21 protein-coding genes and 1 tRNA gene are annotated in these 18,031 nt (G+C 62.0%); 7 read left to right on the top strand and 15 right to left on the bottom strand.

The window, feature by feature from the left end:
* Window positions 1-7: 7 nt before the first annotated feature.
* Window positions 8-892 (bottom strand): NmrA/HSCARG family protein, encoded by an 885-nt coding sequence (locus NKJ28_RS22670; RefSeq protein ID WP_352636985.1) that lies wholly within the window; start codon window positions 890-892, stop codon window positions 8-10.
* A 120-nt stretch (window positions 893-1,012) separates the two neighbouring features.
* Here NKJ28_RS22670 and NKJ28_RS22665 point away from each other — a divergent pair, with 120 nt between their 5' ends.
* Complete coding sequence (locus NKJ28_RS22665; RefSeq protein ID WP_352636984.1) at window positions 1,013-1,906, top strand: LysR family transcriptional regulator; 894 nt, start codon at window positions 1,013-1,015, stop codon at window positions 1,904-1,906.
* 27 nt (window positions 1,907-1,933) lie between these two features.
* Here the strand turns inward: NKJ28_RS22665 and NKJ28_RS22660 are convergent, their stop codons facing one another.
* Window positions 1,934-2,098, bottom strand: a complete 165-nt coding sequence (locus NKJ28_RS22660) for a YjiS-like domain-containing protein (RefSeq protein ID WP_352623275.1) — start codon at window positions 2,096-2,098, stop codon at window positions 1,934-1,936.
* Window positions 2,099-2,351: 253 nt separating this feature from the next.
* On the opposite strand from NKJ28_RS22660, the gene NKJ28_RS22655 reads away from it, so the two are divergent.
* The gene (locus NKJ28_RS22655) at window positions 2,352-4,364 is read left to right on the top strand and encodes a BTAD domain-containing putative transcriptional regulator (RefSeq protein WP_352636983.1); all 2,013 of its coding nucleotides are present in this window, start codon (window positions 2,352-2,354) and stop codon (window positions 4,362-4,364) included.
* 81 nt (window positions 4,365-4,445) lie between these two features.
* Here NKJ28_RS22655 and NKJ28_RS22650 read toward each other — a convergent pair whose 3' ends face one another.
* The 7 genes from NKJ28_RS22650 to NKJ28_RS22620 form a co-directional block, all read right to left on the bottom strand.
* Entirely contained in the window at window positions 4,446-6,041 is a 1,596-nt protein-coding gene (locus NKJ28_RS22650; protein WP_352636982.1) for a DEAD/DEAH box helicase, read from the bottom strand.
* A 190-nt stretch (window positions 6,042-6,231) separates the two neighbouring features.
* The gene (locus NKJ28_RS22645) at window positions 6,232-7,005 is read right to left on the bottom strand and encodes an NAD kinase (protein ID WP_023679915.1); all 774 of its coding nucleotides are present in this window, start codon (window positions 7,003-7,005) and stop codon (window positions 6,232-6,234) included.
* Window positions 7,006-7,465: 460 nt separating this feature from the next.
* Window positions 7,466-8,227 (bottom strand): MBL fold metallo-hydrolase, encoded by a 762-nt coding sequence (locus NKJ28_RS22640; protein ID WP_352636981.1) that lies wholly within the window; start codon window positions 8,225-8,227, stop codon window positions 7,466-7,468.
* The gene (locus tag NKJ28_RS22635; protein WP_352636980.1) at window positions 8,224-9,294 is read right to left on the bottom strand and encodes an ABC transporter ATP-binding protein; all 1,071 of its coding nucleotides are present in this window, start codon (window positions 9,292-9,294) and stop codon (window positions 8,224-8,226) included. The genes NKJ28_RS22640 and NKJ28_RS22635 overlap by 4 nt, the downstream gene beginning before the upstream one ends.
* Window positions 9,291-10,073 carry an ABC transporter permease gene (locus NKJ28_RS22630; protein WP_352636979.1) on the bottom strand — a complete coding sequence of 261 codons (783 nt, stop codon included), beginning with the start codon at window positions 10,071-10,073 and terminating at the stop codon, window positions 9,291-9,293. The genes NKJ28_RS22635 and NKJ28_RS22630 overlap by 4 nt, the downstream gene beginning before the upstream one ends.
* 2 nt (window positions 10,074-10,075) lie before the next feature.
* The gene (locus NKJ28_RS22625) at window positions 10,076-10,915 is read right to left on the bottom strand and encodes an ABC transporter permease (RefSeq protein WP_352636978.1); all 840 of its coding nucleotides are present in this window, start codon (window positions 10,913-10,915) and stop codon (window positions 10,076-10,078) included.
* Window positions 10,916-10,928: 13 nt separating this feature from the next.
* Window positions 10,929-12,035 carry a polyamine ABC transporter substrate-binding protein gene (locus NKJ28_RS22620; protein WP_352636977.1) on the bottom strand — a complete coding sequence of 369 codons (1,107 nt, stop codon included), beginning with the start codon at window positions 12,033-12,035 and terminating at the stop codon, window positions 10,929-10,931.
* Between the two features lie 91 nt (window positions 12,036-12,126).
* Between NKJ28_RS22620 and NKJ28_RS22615 the strand changes: the two genes are divergently transcribed.
* Window positions 12,127-12,741: a TetR/AcrR family transcriptional regulator gene (locus NKJ28_RS22615; protein WP_023679909.1), complete on the top strand. Its 615-nt coding sequence runs from the start codon at window positions 12,127-12,129 to the stop codon at window positions 12,739-12,741.
* A gap of 55 nt (window positions 12,742-12,796) precedes the next feature.
* Here the strand turns inward: NKJ28_RS22615 and NKJ28_RS22610 are convergent, their stop codons facing one another.
* The gene (locus tag NKJ28_RS22610) at window positions 12,797-12,997 is read right to left on the bottom strand and encodes a DUF2905 domain-containing protein (protein WP_023679908.1); all 201 of its coding nucleotides are present in this window, start codon (window positions 12,995-12,997) and stop codon (window positions 12,797-12,799) included.
* A 138-nt stretch (window positions 12,998-13,135) separates the two neighbouring features.
* Between NKJ28_RS22610 and NKJ28_RS22605 the strand changes: the two genes are divergently transcribed.
* A complete protein-coding gene (locus NKJ28_RS22605) occupies window positions 13,136-13,702 on the top strand; it encodes a DUF2569 family protein (protein WP_352636976.1) in 567 nt (188 codons plus the stop codon).
* Between the two features lie 64 nt (window positions 13,703-13,766).
* Here NKJ28_RS22605 and NKJ28_RS22600 read toward each other — a convergent pair whose 3' ends face one another.
* The 4 genes from NKJ28_RS22600 to NKJ28_RS22585 form a co-directional block, all read right to left on the bottom strand.
* Complete coding sequence (locus NKJ28_RS22600; RefSeq protein ID WP_023680420.1) at window positions 13,767-14,405, bottom strand: cupin domain-containing protein; 639 nt, start codon at window positions 14,403-14,405, stop codon at window positions 13,767-13,769.
* A 135-nt stretch (window positions 14,406-14,540) separates the two neighbouring features.
* A complete protein-coding gene (locus tag NKJ28_RS22595) occupies window positions 14,541-14,738 on the bottom strand; it encodes a hypothetical protein (RefSeq protein WP_084641813.1) in 198 nt (65 codons plus the stop codon).
* A 275-nt stretch (window positions 14,739-15,013) separates the two neighbouring features.
* The gene (locus NKJ28_RS22590) at window positions 15,014-15,253 is read right to left on the bottom strand and encodes a hypothetical protein (RefSeq protein WP_156937488.1); all 240 of its coding nucleotides are present in this window, start codon (window positions 15,251-15,253) and stop codon (window positions 15,014-15,016) included.
* Window positions 15,254-15,406: 153 nt separating this feature from the next.
* Window positions 15,407-15,482, bottom strand: a tRNA-Thr gene (locus tag NKJ28_RS22585).
* A 156-nt stretch (window positions 15,483-15,638) separates the two neighbouring features.
* Here NKJ28_RS22585 and NKJ28_RS22580 point away from each other — a divergent pair.
* The 3 genes from NKJ28_RS22580 to NKJ28_RS22570 all read left to right on the top strand — a co-directional run bounded on the left by NKJ28_RS22580 (window position 15,639) and on the right by NKJ28_RS22570 (window position 17,104).
* Window positions 15,639-15,806 carry a hypothetical protein gene (locus tag NKJ28_RS22580; RefSeq protein WP_352451069.1) on the top strand — a complete coding sequence of 56 codons (168 nt, stop codon included), beginning with the start codon at window positions 15,639-15,641 and terminating at the stop codon, window positions 15,804-15,806.
* Window positions 15,807-15,982: 176 nt separating this feature from the next.
* Window positions 15,983-16,282, top strand: coding sequence for a BA14K family protein (locus tag NKJ28_RS22575; protein ID WP_352636975.1), 300 nt, complete (start codon window positions 15,983-15,985; stop codon window positions 16,280-16,282).
* Between the two features lie 465 nt (window positions 16,283-16,747).
* Window positions 16,748-17,104, top strand: coding sequence for a hypothetical protein (locus tag NKJ28_RS22570; RefSeq protein ID WP_352593845.1), 357 nt, complete (start codon window positions 16,748-16,750; stop codon window positions 17,102-17,104).
* A gap of 40 nt (window positions 17,105-17,144) precedes the next feature.
* On the opposite strand, the gene bhcR is transcribed toward NKJ28_RS22570, so the two are convergent.
* Window positions 17,145-18,002, bottom strand: a complete 858-nt coding sequence (gene bhcR / locus NKJ28_RS22565) for an HTH-type transcriptional regulator BhcR (RefSeq protein WP_352636974.1) — start codon at window positions 18,000-18,002, stop codon at window positions 17,145-17,147.
* Between the last annotated feature and the right edge of the window lie 29 nt (window positions 18,003-18,031).

Here is an 18,031-nt window from a genome sequence, read left to right as displayed (position 1 = left end):
AGGACGATCAGGCGGCATATGCCGTCTGCAGCGCCAATTCCCGAATGAAGCTTCGCAGCGAACGCGGCTCGCGGCCAAGCACGGCACGCAACGTCAGGCTGTTCCCGCCGAGGCCGTATTTGGCGTAGTGGCTGTGTACTTTGGCCAGCATCTGCAACTGCCGGTCCGTATAGGGAAGGCGGGCCTTCGCCGCCCAGTCCTGAAATGTCGGCTCGCCCGCCGAAACCGGCCGGCCAAGCGCTTCGCTCATCATGGCGACGACCTCTTCGCGGCTGTGCATACCGTCGGCGCACAGCTCGAGGGTCGCATAGGACAAACGCGCTTCGGTCAGTGCGATTGCCGCAACTTCAGCCACATCGCGATAGTCGACGCGGGCGAGCTTCGCCGTCCTTGGAAACGGCTCGGCGAAAACGCCGTGCTCGACGACGGACGGCCAGGCCGCCGCGATATTTTGCATGAAATTGGCCGGGTGCAGAATGGTGTACTCCATGTTCGTCGAATAGAGGGCAGCTTCAACGGGTACCTTGCTTGCATGGTTTTCCAGCCTCGTATTGGTCGGCTGGATCACCGACGAAAAGACGAACTTTCGAACGCCTGCTCGCGCCGCCGCCTCAACCATGGCAACCCCCATGGCGGCTTCGTCGGGAGCAAAGGCCGGTCCGATGTGAAAGACACCGTCGACACCTTCCACGGCCTGCTCAAGGCTCCGATGGTCGCGCAGATCTCCGATCGCGATCTCGGATGCACCGGCTTTCTGGGCTTTTTCGGCACTCGCGGCGTCACGAACAAGCGCCCGAATCCTGGCATTGCGGCGGACGAGTTCAGGCACCAGCAAACCGGCAACGCGGCCTGCGGCGCCTACGATCAGGACCGTTGGACTGGGTGTTCGCATGACGATCTCCTTCCCTCAAGTCTGCCTTTCGGCCTATGCAGGGAAGATAAAATCTAGCGAACTGCGTTACAATTGATCGATTTTGCGATAGTTTCTCCCGATTTTCGGGAGAAAGGAGCGATGAGCCGGATAGATGATTTCGAAGCCTTCATTGCCATTGTCGAGCACGGCAGCCTGACGGCTGCCGCACGCCGGCTGAACCGCTCACTGCAGTCGGTCAGTCGGTCCTTGGCGACATTGGAGGAATCCATCGGGGTCGAGCTTCTGCACAGGACGACACGCCGCTCGACGCCGAGCGAAGCCGGAGCGGCTTTTTTCCAGCGCATCAAACCCGCCGTCGAGGAAATTAACGAAGCCAGGCTTCAGGCGGCCAACCGACGGTCGGAGCCGTCGGGCATCCTGCGTGTGAGTGCCCCGGTTCTGTTCGGCCCGGATTTCCTGATGCCGGTCATCGCCGACTATATGCGGACATATCCCCGCGTCGAGGTTGACCTCCAGCTTTCCGATGAATTTGTCGATCTTGATGCCGAGGGTCTCGATTTGGCGGTCCGGATCGGCAATTTGCCGGATTCCAATTTACGTGCGAAGCGGCTGGGGGCGTTGCGGCGCGTCGTGTTCGGCGCACCTGCCTACTTCCAGCAACGCGGCCGACCGGCCCATCCGCTTGAATTGCGTGAGCACGATTGCATCGTACGAACTGTCGACGGCCGCCCGGGCGAATGGATGTTTCAGATTGAAGGCAAGCCCCGGTCGGTGAAGGTCGCGGGCACTTTCCGGTCGAATTTGATGATATCCATCTATGCAGCCGCGGTTCACGGATTGGGTCTGGGCTACTCGCCGCTTTGGCAGATAAAACACCTGGTGGACGACGGCCGCCTGGAACTGGTTCTGACCGAATTCGAGCCTGTGCCGGTGCCGATACACGCCGTGTGGCCGGAAGGCAGATTATCCTCGGCCAAAGTCCGTGCTTTTCTGGACCTGCTGGCATCCCGCCTGGAACTCAAGAATCTTTAGGGCGCAAAACCATTTTGAGCGCCGATCTTACCTCATCGACATCAAGTTCGTGATCAGAACTGCCTTGGCGGCGTTGACCACGGGTTGATGGACCTCCGAATGACCGATGTCATTCAGCTGATCGTTCGTCAAATCTGCCAGTGCCCTGCGTCTCGCGACGGTCCGCCGCCATCGCGTGAAGGCAGCGATCATCATTGCTGCGCCTTTCAGGCTAGACCCAAGCAACCGTTTGGACATGCTGCGGGCGGCGCGAGGTTCCGTGTGAGCCATTGTTTTGGTCTCCCATTTCCAGTTTGCGGATGGGAGCGTGCCACGAAGGCGTTTTCGGGCTGTTCGGCTGTGCGTGAACAACTGGGAGAAGTCCGACGATCCGCCGTTAAATCGGTGTTAAATCAATCTACCGAGATGCTATTCTGTCGCTGCGGTCAAAGTCTGGAGACGATTTGTGCGCATCCGGTTGCTTGGTGGCCTGGAGGTTACTTCCCCGGAGCATCGGCCTGTCCGGTTCGCCACACGCAAGACTTCGCTTCTTTTTGCTGCTCTGGTTCTTGCAGGCCGCCGCGGCCATCGTCGCGAGCAGCTTTCCGAAGTCTTTTGGCCGGGGCGAAGCAATGGGCAGGCCCGCAATAGTCTGCGGCAAGCGCTGGTCGACATCAGGCGCACGTTCCCCGCCAGCTCGGATGCGACCGTCTACATCGATGGGGATCAGGAAACCGTTGCGCTGATTGCCGGACCGGATGAGGCGGACATCTCGATCTTCGATCGGAAATTAGAGGAGGGCCGAACCACCGATCTCGCCTTCGCCGCCGATCTCTACCGCGGTGAGCTGCTTGCTGGGCAAGCCATTCCTGACGAACTGGACGAGTGGTTTGGACCGTATCTGAGCAAGTATCAGCGCAAAGCGCTGCAATTGGTCGATCGGCTGAGCCTGGCGCTGCCCGCACCCGGCTCAGCGGAAGAGACGGCCTGCGAAGGGCTCGCGGAGAGATTGCTCGCCTCGGATTCGACGGCGGAGGCAGCCCATCGGGCGCTGATCCGCATCCACGCTCATCGGGGCCACGAAAACGCCGCTTTGCGCCAGTTCGAGCTGTGTCGGGCAGCTTTAAAAAAACATCTGAATGCGGACCCAGAGGAGCAGACAAGCTCACTTGCGGCTTCCCTGCAGTCCCGCGAACGACCTGAACGTCAGCGGCCGGAGCCAAGCTCTGGCGCCGTATCACTGGCGCAGGTTCTGGCAGTCCCGACGAGGCGCGACGATCAGCCATCAATTGCGGTGCTGCCGTTTCAGAATCTAAGCGGTGATGTGGAGCAGGAATATTTCGCCGACGGCATGGTGGAAGACATTGTCACCGCCTTGGCTCACTTTCGTCACCTGTTCGTGGTCGCACGGAATTCGAGCTTCACCTACAGGGGACGGTCCATAGACATAAAGCAGGTCGGGCGTGAGCTGGGCGTGCGCTATGTGGTCGAGGGAAGTGTTCGCCGGGCGGGCGACCGCCTGCGCATCGCCGGGCAGCTCATCGACACCTCGACGGGGGCCTATCTCTGGGCCGACCGTTTTGATGGAACGCTCGCCGAAGTTTTCAATCTGCAGGACCAGGTCGCCTCGAGCATCGTCGGCGCAATCACACCGAAAATGGAGGAGGCTGAGATCGAGCGTGCCAAACGCAAACCGACAGAAAGCCTCGATGCTTATGACTACTATCTCCGCGGGCTGGCGGCCTTTGACCGAACGATCACTAGTAGAGCGGCCATTGACGACGCCTTGCGCCTCTTCATGAAGGCGATCGACCGTGACCCGGAGTTCGCGATAGCCCATGCGCGGGCGGCGCGGTGCTACGCTACCCGAAAAAGCAACGGCTGGATGGTCGACCGTGCAGAAGAGATTGCCGAAGCTACTCGACTGGCCAGGAGAGCGGTCGAACTCGGAAGGGACGATGCAATTGCGCTTTCCTACGGTGGATACGTCCTCGGCTACGTAGGCGGCGACCTTGATGATAGTGCGGCTTGCATCGATCGCGCGCTCGCTCTCAACCCGAACTTGGCCGCTGCTTTGGGCGTCAGCAGCTGGGTGAGGGCTTGCTTGGGCGAGCCAGGCAAGGCCATCGAGCACGCCGCGCTTGCCATGCGCCTAAGCCCATTGGATCCACGCCTGTTCGCTTGGCAGTTCAACACCGGGCTCGCTCATTTTTGTGCAGGCCACTACGATGACGCCGTCGCTTGGGCGGGAAAGTCGCTGCGTCACCAGCCGAACTACGTGAGCGCGATGCGTGTAGTGGCGGCGGGTCATGCCCTTGCGGGGCGCCTAACGGAAGCGCAGCAAATGATGGCCCGGCTTTGCGAGTTCGATCCCTCGCTGCGGCTTTCGAATCTCGCCGAGGTGCTGCCGCCGTTTTATCGACCGGACGATCGCAGCAGATATATCGAAGGCCTTCGCAAGGCGGGCCTGCCGGACTAACCCCATCTCAGCGCGAAGCGAGGCTGTCTTATGCAGGTTTCGGTGCTTCGCGCGTCCGCAGGACGCACAAGCGCTGCAGCATCAGACCTTGGCGACGATCCGCATGAAGGCCGGCATGTCGTCGCCGAAGCCGACGGTCGCGTCATTGTCTTCCTGTCGCTGGCGGGCAGGGCGCTCGCGCTGCGGCCTGGTGTCGCCGCGTTCGGGCGCGCGCCTTTCGTTGCGATCCGGCGAAGCCTTCCGTTCAGGTGAAGCCTGGCGTTCGCTGTTTTCCGACCGGATCGCGTCCTTGCGGGTACGCCGCTCGTCGATGTCGGCGACCGCGGCTTCGGCCACGACCGGCTGTTCCTCGCTAACTGCTTCCGGCGCTGCTTCTTCGCTGCGCTTGGCGTGGCGTTCACGCGGTTTGCGCTCGCCCCTGTCCTTGGCGTCGTCCTTGCGGCCGGCACGGCGTGGCGCACCGCGGCCACGGCGCGGGGCCTCATCCTCGCCGCCTTCGCTGGCAACGACCGTCGACAAATCGCCGTCATGCCACTCGATCTTCGTGCCGATCAGCCGCTCGATGGCGTCGATGTATTTGGTGTCCGACTTGGTCGCGATGGTGAAGGATTTGCCCGAGCGCCCGGCGCGGCCGGTACGGCCGATGCGGTGGACGTAATCCTCCGCGTGGATCGGCACGTCGTAATTGAAGACATGGCTGACATCGGGAATGTCGAGGCCGCGCGCCGCGACATCCGAAGCAACGAGGTAGCGCAGCTTGCCGTCACGGAAATTGGCCAGCATCTGCATGCGCGCGCGCTGGTCCATGTCGCCGTGCAGAGCGCCGGCGTCGAAGTCATATTTCAGCAGCGAGCGGAACAGCTCCGATACCTCGATCTTGCGGTTGCAGAAGATGATGGCGTTCTTCAGCTCGGCATCCTCGGCTTTCATCAGATTGCGCAGCGTCTCGCGCTTGTCCCAGGGTTTCGGACCGGATTTCACCAGCCGCTGGATGATGTTGGTGGCGGCCGATGCTGCCTTCGACACTTCGACGCGCACCGGTGCGTGCAGGAATTTCTCGGTGAGCTTTGTGATTTCCGGCGGCATCGTCGCCGAGAAGAACAGCGTCTGCCTGGTGAACGGAATCATCTCGCAGATACGCTCGATGTCGGGGATGAAGCCCATGTCGAGCATGCGATCGGCCTCGTCGATGACGAGGATCTCGACGCCGTTGAGCAGGAGCTTGCCGCGCTCGCGATGGTCGAGCAGGCGGCCCGGCGTCGCGATCAGCACGTCGGCGCCGCGCTCGAGCTTCTTGTCCTGCTCGTCGAAGGACACGCCGCCGATCAGCAGTGCGATGTTGAGCTTGTGGTTCTTGCCGTATTTGACGAAGTTTTCCTCGACTTGCGCGGCGAGCTCGCGCGTCGGCTCGAGGATCAGCGTGCGCGGCATGCGGGCGCGGGCGCGGCCCTTTTCCAACCGGGTGAGCATCGGCAGGACGAAGGACGCCGTCTTGCCGGTGCCGGTCTGGGCAATGCCCAGCACGTCCTTGCCGAGCAAGGCGTGCGGGATAGCACCAGCCTGGATCGGCGTCGGCTCGGTGTAGCCGGCATCGGTAACTGCGGAAAGAACCTTCGGCGACAGGCCGAGGTCTGCGAAGGTCAACGCTTCTTGAGCGATCTGGGTGTCTGAGGACAAGTTTGGCTGTCTTTGGCTGGTTCGGGGGCGCAACATACGCAGTCGCGGCAAGCGCCGCGCGCCTGCAAGATTGGTATTGCAGGTAGGCGCAAGCCCACGATTTGTCAACACAAACGGGCGGCATTGGCGCGATTGTGAAGTCGTAACCTTAATCGCGATGCTTAATTTGCGCAGTGGCCGCTGCGCCGGCTCAATACCTGAACTGTTCGGCGAGAATGCGCTCGTTCCACGAATGGTTGGGATCGAACAGCAGCGTCGCCGTTGCCGTCGGCGATTCCCTCACCGTGACCGTCGTCACCGCCTTGACCTCGGTGTGGTCGGCGGCGGCATTCACCGGCCGCTTTTCCGGCTCCAGAATGTCGAAACGCACGATCGCCTTGTTGGAGAGCAGCGCGCCGCGCCAGCGGCGCGGACGAAACGGGCTGACCGGGGTCAGCGCCAGCAGCGGAGCGTCGAGCGGCAGGATCGGCCCGTGCGCCGACAGATTATATGCGGTCGAGCCGGCCGGCGTCGCAATCATCACGCCGTCGCAGTGCAATTCCTCCAGCCGCTCTTGCCCATCCACGGTGATGCGGATCTTGGCCGTCTGGTACGACTGGCGCCAAAGCGCGACCTCGTTGATCGCGAGCGCCGAAATCGTCTCGCCTTCGGCCGTCACCGCCTGCATCTCCAGCGGACGGATCGTTTCGGCAACGGCCGCCGCGATGCGCCCGGTCAAGCCGCTGGCGCGGTATTCGTTCATCAGGAAACCGATGGTGCCACGGTTCATGCCGTAGACCTTCTTTCCCGTGCTCATCGTCTCACGCAGGGTCTGCAGCAGAAAGCCGTCGCCGCCGAGCGCCACGACGATCCCGGCTTCTTCGACGGACGCCTGGCCGTAACGTGCAGAGAGGCTTTCCAGCGCTGCATTGGCGTCGGCTGTACCGGATGAGACGAAGGCGAAACGGCTGGCGGTTTTGCTCATGGCTCTCTACGACAACCGATTGGCGACGACCGTCTGGCGACCGATTGGCGGCGACCGGTTGCTGGGCCGCGCCAGCGCCGGGTTAGCATGGGTGGGCATTTCTGCAAAGGGAGGGAGGTGCCTGGAGATGGCGACCAAACAAGGCGCGCTCGCGCATCATGTCGGAGGACAAAATGATGTGATGGTTAAGGCCCGCCTTAAACTCTCGTAAAGCCGGATCGATCATGTTAGCCGGCAGCGGACGGGCGGCGTGGGGCTAACCAGTCGAGGCCGATCTATTGCCGCTGGCACGCTTGATTATTGTCTTCCTGATGCTGGCAAGTTTTGCCCTGGCTTTCGCGGAATTGGTGCGCCAGTCGGAGGAAAAGAGCTTTAGACCCGAGCCCACGGCCTCACGCTGCGGCGACGCGGCGGGGACACCCTGTCCGCAAAGGGCGCTTTGACGCCACAGCGCCAGTGCTTATCGGGCTTGCAACAGATGGCAGCCGGCCTGGCGCTTTTGCGCGAGATACTCGTCGACAAGCTGGCGATAGCGGACTTTGCCGAAGCTCGGGAAATGGCCGCCATGCACGACCGAGACATCGAGATCGCGCATGCGCAGCAGCGTTTCGACATAATCGTCGATCTCGGAGTGATAGACGTCGTCGATCAGCGGGCCGTCATAGATGATGTCGCCGGAAAACAGGATGCCCGTCCTGTTTTCGTAGAGCGCAATGCCGCCGGGTGAATGGCCGGGCGTGTGGATGACCTCGAAGGCACGGTCGCCGAGGTCGACGACGTCGCCTTGTTCGAGCAACCGGCCGGCTGGTGCGGGCAGGATCCGGTAGCGCTTCGTGTCCCAGCCTTGCGGCATGCCGTCGAACATCTCGTCGGTGGCATAGCGGTCGGCAACCGTCCATTCGTTGCGTGGATCGGCGAGGATTTCGGCCTCGGCCGGGTGCACGCAGCGGTCGGGAAATTCGTGATGGCAGCCGATATGATCGAAATGGGTGTGGCTGGCCACGCAGGTGAGCTTGCGCTCCGTGACCAGCGGCACGTGGCGGCGCAGGCTGAAATGGCCGAGGCCGGTGTCGAACAGAAGATCGCGGTCGCGGCCGCGCACATGCCAGATGTTGCAGCGGAAGAACGGCTTGATCCACGGCTCGTGGATCAGCGTCACGCCATCGCCCATGCGGATAGTTTCGTACCAGTCAGGAGCGTCGATGATTGGAAGCGTGCTCATGTTTGGTCCGCAAGCAGGATGATGTCGCCAGCATCGCACGATACCGCGACAACGTCGCCCGGCTGGACGGCCGACGCTGCCGCGACCTTGGCGATGAAGTGCAGTGTCGGGTCGGTCGTGGAGGTCCCCAGCACGCGCTTGAAGCTGCCCTGGAAGACGACGTCGCTGACCTTGACCATGCCAAGTGCCACAGCGCCGCCGGCAGCGCCGAGAACAAGATGCTCAGGCCGAATGGCCAGCGCAACGGTCGAGCCGGCCGGCAATGTGCCGGGCAGCGAGAGCGACCCAAGCTTCGTGGTGACGGTGATTTTGCCGCTCTTCGCCTCCGTCACCGTTCCCGATAACAGCGTGCTTTCGCCCATGAAAGTCGCGGAAAAGCGCGTCGCTGGCCGTGCATAGACGCGCTCGGGCGGTCCTTCGTCCTCGATGCGCCCGTCATTCATCACCACGCAATGATCGGCCAGCGCCATCGCCTCTTCCTGGTCGTGGGTGACGTGGATGAAGGCGGTGCCGACGCGTTTCTGGATCGCCTTCAATTCATCCTGCATCTGCCGGCGCAATTTCAGGTCGAGCGCGCCGAGCGGCTCGTCGAGCAGGAGCACCGCCGGCTCGACCACCAGGGCGCGCGCCAGTGCCACGCGCTGCCGCTGACCGCCCGAAAGCTGATGCGGCTTCTTGTCGAAGGCAGTGGCCAGCCCAACCAGCGCCAGCGCCTCGCGTGCCCTTGCTGCCCGGGTTGCGCCATCGACACCCCGCATGCGCAGCCCGAAGCCGACATTGCTGCCGACGCTCATATGCGGGAACAGCGCATAATCCTGGAACACGGTGGTCGTCGGCCGCTTCGCCGGTGGCACGGCGGTGCAGTCCTCGCCGCGGATCAGCACCTTGCCCTCGCTCGGCGTGACGAAGCCTCCGAGGATGGACAGAAGCGTCGTCTTGCCGGAGCCGGACGGCCCGAGCAGGATCGTGTAGCTGCCAGGCTCGATCGTCAGCGAGACGTTCTTCAGCACGGTGTGCTGACCGAAGCGATGCGAGACAGAGCTTATATCGACCAGTGGCGCGGTCATGCCGGCTTCCTCCGCAACAGCATCAGCTCGAACAATACCACCAGTACGATGGAGACGGCGAAGACCAGCGAGCCGACGGCGTTGGTCTTGGGATTGAGGCCGGAGCGCAGCAGGTTCCAGATCTCGACCGGCAGCGTCGTGTCGAAGCGCGTCAACAGGAACGAGATGACGAATTCGTCCCAGGAGAAGGTCATCGACAGGAAGAAGCCGGCGAAGATCGCCGGCGCCATGACGGGCACGGTGATCAGCAGCAGCACCTTCCATTCGGGCGCGCCGAGGTCGCGCGCGGCGCGCTCGATGTTGATCTGGTGGTCGCCCATCTGGCTGTAGACGATGGCAAAGCAGAGCGGCAGGTTGATCACGACGTGGCCGATGCCGGCGGCAGTGAGCGACTTCGGCACGCCGGCCCAGTTGAACAGCACCAGCAGCCCCATGCCGATGATGAGATAGCTGACGGTCAAGGGCAAGGTGATAAGCCCGCGCATCAGACCCGAGCCCGGCAAGGCGAAGCGCGCAAAACCCCAGGCGGAGAGAAAGCCAAGCGTGACGGCGACAGCCGAGGAGACGACCGCCACCAGCAGCGAATTGACCAGCGCCGAAGTCAGCCGCGTGTCGGCGAGCACGGCCTCGTACCAGCGCAGCGACGGCCCGGTGAAGGGCGGGATCGGAAACGAGGTTGCCTGCAGCGAAAACAGCACCAGAACGATGACCGGCAGAAAGATAAAGGCGTAGATTGCGATGGCGTAAAGGCCGGAGACGAGGCGGATGAGCGCGGGCATGGTCAGGCCCGCTCGATCTTCAGCCAGCGGGAGCAGGCGAGATAGGCGATGGTGACCACCGCCATCAGGATGATCGACAGCGCCGAGGCGAGCGGAAAGTCGCCGCGCCGGCCGATCTGCATCATGACGAGTTGCGGCATCAAAAGCTCGTTGTTGCCGCCGAGGATCTGCGGCGTGATGTAGTCGCCGATGCACAGCACGAAGGTGAGGAAGGCGCCGACCATGATACCGGGGAGCGTAAGCGGCAGAACGACATGCAGGAAAGTCCGCACCGGCCCGGCGCCGAGGTCGGCGGCGGCCTTGCGGTAGCTGGGGCTGAGCTGCTTCAGATTGGCAAAGATCGTCAGCGTCAGCAGCATGACGAAAAAATGCACGAAGCCGATGACGGTGGCGAGCCGAGTATTAGCGAGCTGCAGCGGTTCGCCGAACAGGCCGGAGCCGGTCAGTGCGCGGTTGACGACGCCGTTCTGCGCCAGCACCAGCAGCCACGAATAGGAGCGCACGACATAGGAGGTCCAGAACGGCAGCACGGCCAGCATCAGCGCCAGCCGCTGCCAGCGCTCCGGCACCTGTTCGGCCAGGATCCAGGCAAAGGGATAGGCGAGCAGCACGGAGATCACGGTGACGATCGCTGTGACCTGCAGCGAGTTCACCATCGCCTGCCAGTAGGACGGATTGGCAAAGAACTGGCTGTAGTTGGACAGCGTGAAGCCGCCGCCTTCATGTGCCGTCAGGCTCGATACAGCCATGGCGACGAAGGGCAGCACAAAAAACAGCAGCGTCCAGCCGAGCGCCGGCGCGACCAACGCCCAGGGCAGGGGGCTCTTTGCCGCAACGCTCACGACCGGCAGCCGGTTATTGCGCCTGCAGCATTTCGGTCCAGACGTCCTGCATCTTCTTGTCGAGGTCGGCGTTCGGCGCAGGATAGGACTGGGCGCGGGCGAGGAATTCCGGCTGCTCGTCGAAGCGCAGGACCTTCTTCTGCTCGTCGCTCAACGCCGCCTTGCTGTTGGCCGGCATGCCCCAATAGCAGGACGAGGTGGCGAGCCGCGCCTGGCCTTCGGGGCTCATAATGTACTGGATGAATTTAAGCGCCAGCTCCTTGTTCTTGGAATCCTTGAACATTGCCAGCGACTGCGACCACAGCACGGCGCCTTCTTTCGGGATAGAGAAGTCGAGGGCAGGGTTTTCCTTGGCCAGCCCCGCCGTCACCCATTCGCCGCCGCCGACCAGAATGTCGACCTCGCCGGTCGCCAGCGCCGTCTGGCTGGCGGTCACTTCGCCGACCAGCTTGGCGTTGGCCTTCATTTTGAGCAGCTCTTCCTTGATGGCGGGAAGGTCGGCTTCGGTCAGCTCGGCAGTCTTCTTGCCGATCGCCAGTGCGGCCATGCCGATGACCGGCAGGTAATAATCGTAGATGGCGATCTTGCCCTTGTATTTGTCGCCGGTCAGCGCCGCCAGCGACTGCATGTCGGCCGGGTCGACCTTGGTCTTGTTGTAGCCGATCGTGTTGTAGCCGAACTTTTCGGTGATGCCGTAACGCTTGCCGTCGACGACGGTGGAGCTATCCATCTTCACCTGCGGAAACAGGTCGGCCAGCGGCAGCTTGTCTTCCGGTAGCGGCTCGAACAGGCCTTTTTCGACGCCGCGCGGTACGTCGATGCTGTCGATCACCATCACGTCCCAGTCGCCGGGCTGCGATTGATCGACGATGGCCAGGCCGGCGCCGGTGCCTTCGAACTCCTTGACATTGACCTTGACGCCGTTCGCCTCCTCGAACGGCTGCAGCAGCGCCGGATCGGCGTGATCGCACCAGATCAGTGCGTTGAGATCCTGCGCCTGAGCGAGGCTGCCCGCCGCCAGCAGCAGTGCTGCCGCCGCACAGGCGCCTTGGAGATGGCTCTTCAGAACGGAAAGCGGATTCCTGGTAATTGGATTGGGGGTTTTTTGATTGATGGACATCGAGTGTTCTCCCATGCCTTTTTGGCTTGTAGGAAAAAATTGAACCAATTCTAAAATTGAGTCAATTCTGTTTTTGTGGCAAACAGCCGATATGAGCGGATTGCGGGCAAGGCAGAAGGCGGATCGGCACCGCCGCATCATCGAGGCGGCGGCGGCGCTTTTCCGCGATGCGGGTTATGAAGGCGCCAAGATCGAGACCATCGCCGCGCAGGCCGAAGTCTCGGTCGGCACGATCTACAATTACTACCAGAACAAGGGCGACATCCTCGGCGCCATCGTCTCGATGGAGGTCAACGAGGTGCTGAATGCCGGGCGCGGCGTCGTCGCCAACCCGCCGGCCAATGTCGGCGACGCTCTCGATACGCTGCTCGGCATCTATATCGAGCACTCGCTGCATTATCTCAGCAAGGAGATGTGGCGGCAGGCGATGGCGATCTCGACGCAACTGCCCGACAGCCCGTTCGGCCAGGCCTATACCGCGCTAGACCGCGCCCTGACCGAGCAAATCCGCGCGCTGATCGTCCGCCTGCAGGCGCTCGGCCTGGTGCGCCGCGACATCGACGGGCCGGCGCTCGGCGAACTCATCTTCAACAACATGAACATGATGTTCATCGAATTCGTGAAGCGCGAGGAGGCGAGGATTGCCGAACTGCGCACGGCGATACGCAGGCAGAACAGGATATTGGTGGCGGCGATCGGAGTGTAAGAAGATCAAGGGCGAGTAGGGCCTGCAACCCAAATCGCCGCAGCCGGAGCATCGCCTAACGGTTGATCAGCCATAGAATGGCCGAGAGCACGATGCTGACCAGTATCCCCGTGGTGATAGGGACATAAAGCCTGAAGTTCTCACGCTCGATCACGATATCGCCGGGCAGCCTGCCAAGGCCGGTCCGAGCCAACCAAGGCCACAGCAGGCCTATGGCGACTATGCTGAGACCAACGACGATCAGAGTTCGCGACATGGCAGCATCCTGCCGGAAATAGTATCATGCCGGAAATCTAGTGTTGACGGGTCTGCAAGCAGCGCTTCCTCTCGATGTTGCCTCTTGAGTTGAGGTTGAAATCTGTTACAACCTAAAAGGGCATCAAGGGAGGGTTGGATGCAGATTTCCATCTGGCATTGGGCTATAGTGCTGCTGCTGATCGGCGTGCCTGTTTTCTTTGCCGTTCGGTCAGCCGCAAAGCCATTACAGGATCCTTCGGCTCTCGTAGGTTTCGGAGGCTGGCTTATGCTGCTGGCGATCCTTCAGGCTTTCTCCCCGCTACGCACGCTCTTCTCATTGGGCTCATCGAGTGAAGGCTACCGACAGCTCATGACGCTCCCGAATGGCACTTTGGCGGTCTACGGAGAGATTGCCCTCTTGCTGGCGTTTGTGGTGTTCCAGGTGGTTGTGCTCTTTGCGATGCTGCTGCGGAGTTACCGCTTCAAGCAGCTATTCCTGTATCAGTGGTTTGCAATACCAATCGTGTTTATTCTGGACGCGGCATGGATCTCAGCGGTTATGAGCGCTCCTGTGAGCTTGGTGCTTGCAGGGGATGCGCTGGTAATGCCCGCAGTTTCTTTTGTCCTGACCGGCATCTGGGTCGCCTACGTCTACAAGTCGGTCAGGGTGAGAAACACGTTCGACCGGGTCGCCATATCCGGTCATGTCGCGAGTGCTTCATAGAGCTTGCCGCGAGTCCTATGTATGGCTGCCGACAAAAATGCCGGGCGCCCAATATGGACCCGGATCATCCGGCTACTAGGCCTGCTCTAGCGAGGATTTCAGGAGCCGGCGTGACATGCCCGTGCGGCTTGCAGTAGTCCGGGTCGATCGCGCGATAGCCGAGCAGATGGCCGAGTGGCGCCAGGATCGCCAGCGCCACTCGCTGAATCGAAGGTGGCGGGTGCGTGAAGACGATCACGTCGGCAAATTCTCTGGCGATGACTGCTGCCTGAAGCGGCGAAGGTCTACCTTTTCTGTCCACCTTGCCGGCATTGGCCAGGCCGAAGAGCATGCCGATCAGCAGCTCGAAACGGTTCGGGTCGACATTGTCCGCACCTGGCGCCCGGTCGACTTCGACCAGGACATGCGCTTCTTCGGTTTTGCTGCTGTTCCACCAATCATGTGCGACGCCTGCTTCGACCGTGGCGGATTGGCCAGGCCCCAGGGACAAAGTTTTCCCGGCGATGCAAGCGTCGAGACGGCCACGGAGGACGGTAAACCGTTCCGTCAGGTTCGGGTGGAAGTGCTCGCCCACCACTGCGGCTCCCGGCCGGGCTGTCAGATGAGCGATGCCAGGTCCCTGGCCGCGGTCTTCGGTGCCACGCAGGATGACTGCATATTCGCCGGTCACTTTGTTCTCGTAGACATCTCCACAGCGTGACATGGATCGGCTCCGGAGTTTCAGAGCACCACTGCCCGGCAACTCTATCGTCAAAGGCTTGGTCGTTCAACGACGCTCCAACGGGCGATTGCGGAAACACCAGTTGCCGGCTCTTCGTCAACGCGAGCGATCAGCGCTCTACCGAACATGCTTAGGCGGCCGCGCACGCGGAAACGGCACAACCGTCAGTGGCGCCTTGCGGAATTCCGCGATGGCTATTTCTTCAATCAGCGCGTCGAGGGCCTCGTTGACGCGTCGGCTCGTTTCATCCGCGCCGCAGAGGCGGTTTTGTGCGCACTCCAAAAGCTCGCGCGCCGCGGCGAAATCACTTCGCATGACAACACCCTTTGGTTTTTGGCCCGCCGCACCGACATTGTCGGCGCGCTTAATTGAGCGAGTGCTAATATACACAGGAGCAATTTAATCGAATGGTACGAGATGGCCGAGGCCGGGAGAGAGGGCCGAAATGACGGCTCTGCAACCGCGAAGTCACGCCCGGGCTCAGCGTCTCTAGATATGAGATGCTAACTCGTTGTCTGGCGACAGATTTTGCCAGCAATTTCACGGAAGTTTCTGGTGACCCGACGAGGACGGTCCCGACACGTACGCCCCTAATACGATCTTGGGCGGCTTATATATTCTCTGGCGGCGGCAATCTGGCGCCGGTGCTCGCGGAGGAAGGCTGCGCCGAAACAAATGGCGAAGGCCAGTACTGAAAGGCTTGTCGTTGCTCTTGATGTTGGATCGGGATCGGGACTTAGCAGGAAACGGAAACCGAACGCGAAGGCGAAGACGATAAATCCGCCAAATATGCCGTTGATGAAGGGGGCGGTCGTGCGTTTCTGCTCCAACGAAGACTCCAAGGTTTTCCGCTAGGGAACTATGGTTTCCGCTAGGGAATATATGCGTTGAAGCTGATGTGCTACCGATCCTGACGGCCCCGGCCTGTGGATATCGGGGATGAGCAGATATCAAGCGCCCCGGAGGTCTCAAGAAGCCCGTACTGGTGCCCCCGGACGGAATCGAACCGCCGACCTTCGGTTTACAAAACCGCTGCTCTACCAGCTGAGCTACAAGGGCACGGCGCTCCGGTTACCATATCTGCTGCGCCAGTAAAGACAAAACTCCGTTTTCCGCTGCCGCGAACGCGGCGGTTCTGCCGCCAAGGCGTCCTGAAAACGGCCAATTCGCTTCCTATATTGATCGAAGGTGCAATTGCATCAGCGAGGCAGTCGCATGATCAGGTTTGTCATCATTCTCCCGCTCGTCGTCGTGGCCTGGGTTCTCCTGGTGAAGCTCATCAAGGACCTGAAGCACGCCAATATCGACTGGACCGGCGTCACCACCATCATCGGCTTCATCGCGCTCGCCTTCTGGCTTCGCCATATCACCGGCATGGGCTGAGGCCTGCCGGTTGTTCCGGTGAACTGTCGACGGCGCGACCGTTCGTGGTCGCGCATCAGACCGCGCGATTTCTCCCGCCGAGAAAAAATCCAAAAAGACCTTCGAACCTTTTTCCTTGTCGCGACGACTGACGGTCAAGAGGCGGTTGGATCGCCTCCCACAACAAGGAGATCGTCATGTTCAAGCGCACCATCGTTTCCGGCCTCGTCGCCACCACCGTCGCCGCCGCCATGCTGGTCGGCACCGTTCAGCCGTCGGCCGCCCATCACAAGCACAAGCACCTCGGCATCGGCATTGCCGCAGGTGTCGGCGGCTTCCTGCTCGGCAGCGCGCTCGCCCAGCCGCGCACCGTCTATATCGAGGAAGACGGCGGCTCCTGGCACGTCCGGCGCTGCCTCAATCGCTACCAGAGCTACGACCCGTACTCGGACACCTATGTCGGCTACGACGGCTATCGCCATCGCTGCTGGCTTTGAGGGCCACTATGCCAGCTTGGGAGGAGGTGACCGTTTCAGGCAACCGGAAGAAGGGGCACCCCACTGCCCCTTTTTCTGCGCGTCTGAGTGGCAGGGCAGAGGGGTTGTTCCTCCGACCTCTTAGGACCTGGGTTCCTCGCCCGCCGCGAAGCGGGGGAGAGGTGGCCGCCCACGGGTCTTGCCTTCGGCAAGCCCGAGGACAGGCTCCGCGGCCGGAGAGGGGGCCTTCGTAGGGCGCGGTCCCCTCTCCGTCGCGGCTTCGCCGCGCCACCTCTCCCCACTTCCGTGGGGCGAGGAACCCAAGCTGGAATAAAGCCGCGCTCCGTCAGCCTCTCTGTCCTGTCGAACATCGCCCACTTAAGACGAGATCGGATGCCGCTTCAGCATTCGCCAACACTCTTGCCGATGTACAGCGATTTCCCAACAGCCTAATCTGCACCGATACCGAAACAGGGGAGAGGGCGCTTGGGCGAGCAAGATCCGAACGAAGAGCCGATCGAGACAATTTTCCGCAACGGCACAATCACCACCGTCGGCATCCTGCTGGCGTTCTCGCTGGGCTTCATCACGCATTGGGCCGCCAACCCGATACCATGGGAAATCTATCACCTGGCCGCCGTCGCGCCGATTTTGATCGGCATTGCCCTGCAGATACGAGCGCTGCGGTTGCTGCTCGACATAACGTCTCTACAACGGCGCGTTTATGAACGCGCCAATCGTATCTTCATTGCCGGCCTCATCTTCACCGCCTGCGGAGTTGGGCTGGCGATGCTGCTTGATTTCTACGACCTATCGACCAAGAGCGCGGTGCCCGGGGCCTAGCTCTGGCCATCCTGGCAGATGTCGCACCATTCCGCGCCGGTCAGCGCTGCCATGCGCTCGGCTCGCTGCCAAGGCCGGGAGGGGTCGGCAGCCCGCCGATCATCCTCGTCACCTCCGCCGCCGCATCGTGCACCAGCGGGCCGATCTCGGCCAGCCGTTCCGGCGTGACCCGTACTGTCGGCCCGGAGACCGAAACGCCGCCGATCGGCTCGCCGAATTCATTGAAGATGGCGGCGGCAACGCAGCGCATGCCGGGATGCCGCTCCTCGTCGTCTACCGACCAGCCGCGCAGCTTGATCGTCACCAGGTCGCGGGCGAGCGCCGAGATGTCGGACAGCGTATTTTCGGTGAAGCGCTCCAACCCGGCCCGGCGCAGGATGGTGGCGACGCGCTCCGGCTCGAGATGCGCCAGCACCGCCTTGCCGATGCCCGAGGCATGGAAGGAGCTGCGCGTGCCCGGCCGGAAAAAGGCGCGGATCGCCTGGTGCGTCTCGACCTGACTGACGAAGACGACGCAATCGTCCTCGGCGACGCCGAGATTGGCGGTCTCGCCGGTCTTCTCCATCAGTTCCTGCATGACGATACGGGCGCGGTCGACCAGCTTGCGGCGGCGCAGGAACGCCGCGCCCATGCGATAGGTCTCGACGCCGATCGACCACAGCTGGTCGATGCCGTCGAACTCGACCATGCCATGGTTCTCCAGCGTCGTCAGCATGCGGTAGGCGGTGGATGCCGGCAGACCGGAACTGGCAGCGATCTCGCTCAGCGACAGGCCACTGCCATCGGCGACGATTGCCAGGATGCGCAGCGCCCGGTCCAGCGACTGCACCGATGCGGCCTCGGACGGCCCGTTGAAGGCGCGCGGCCGGCCGCGCTGGCGTTTTTCGGTGGTTTCCATCGGGCCATTCTTCGCCCTGTTCGCCCAAA

Origin of the sequence: Mesorhizobium sp. M0145 (assembly GCF_040322355.1) — a bacterium.
GTDB lineage: Bacteria > Pseudomonadota > Alphaproteobacteria > Rhizobiales > Rhizobiaceae > Mesorhizobium.
This window is presented reverse-complemented; position numbering and strand designations above follow the sequence as displayed.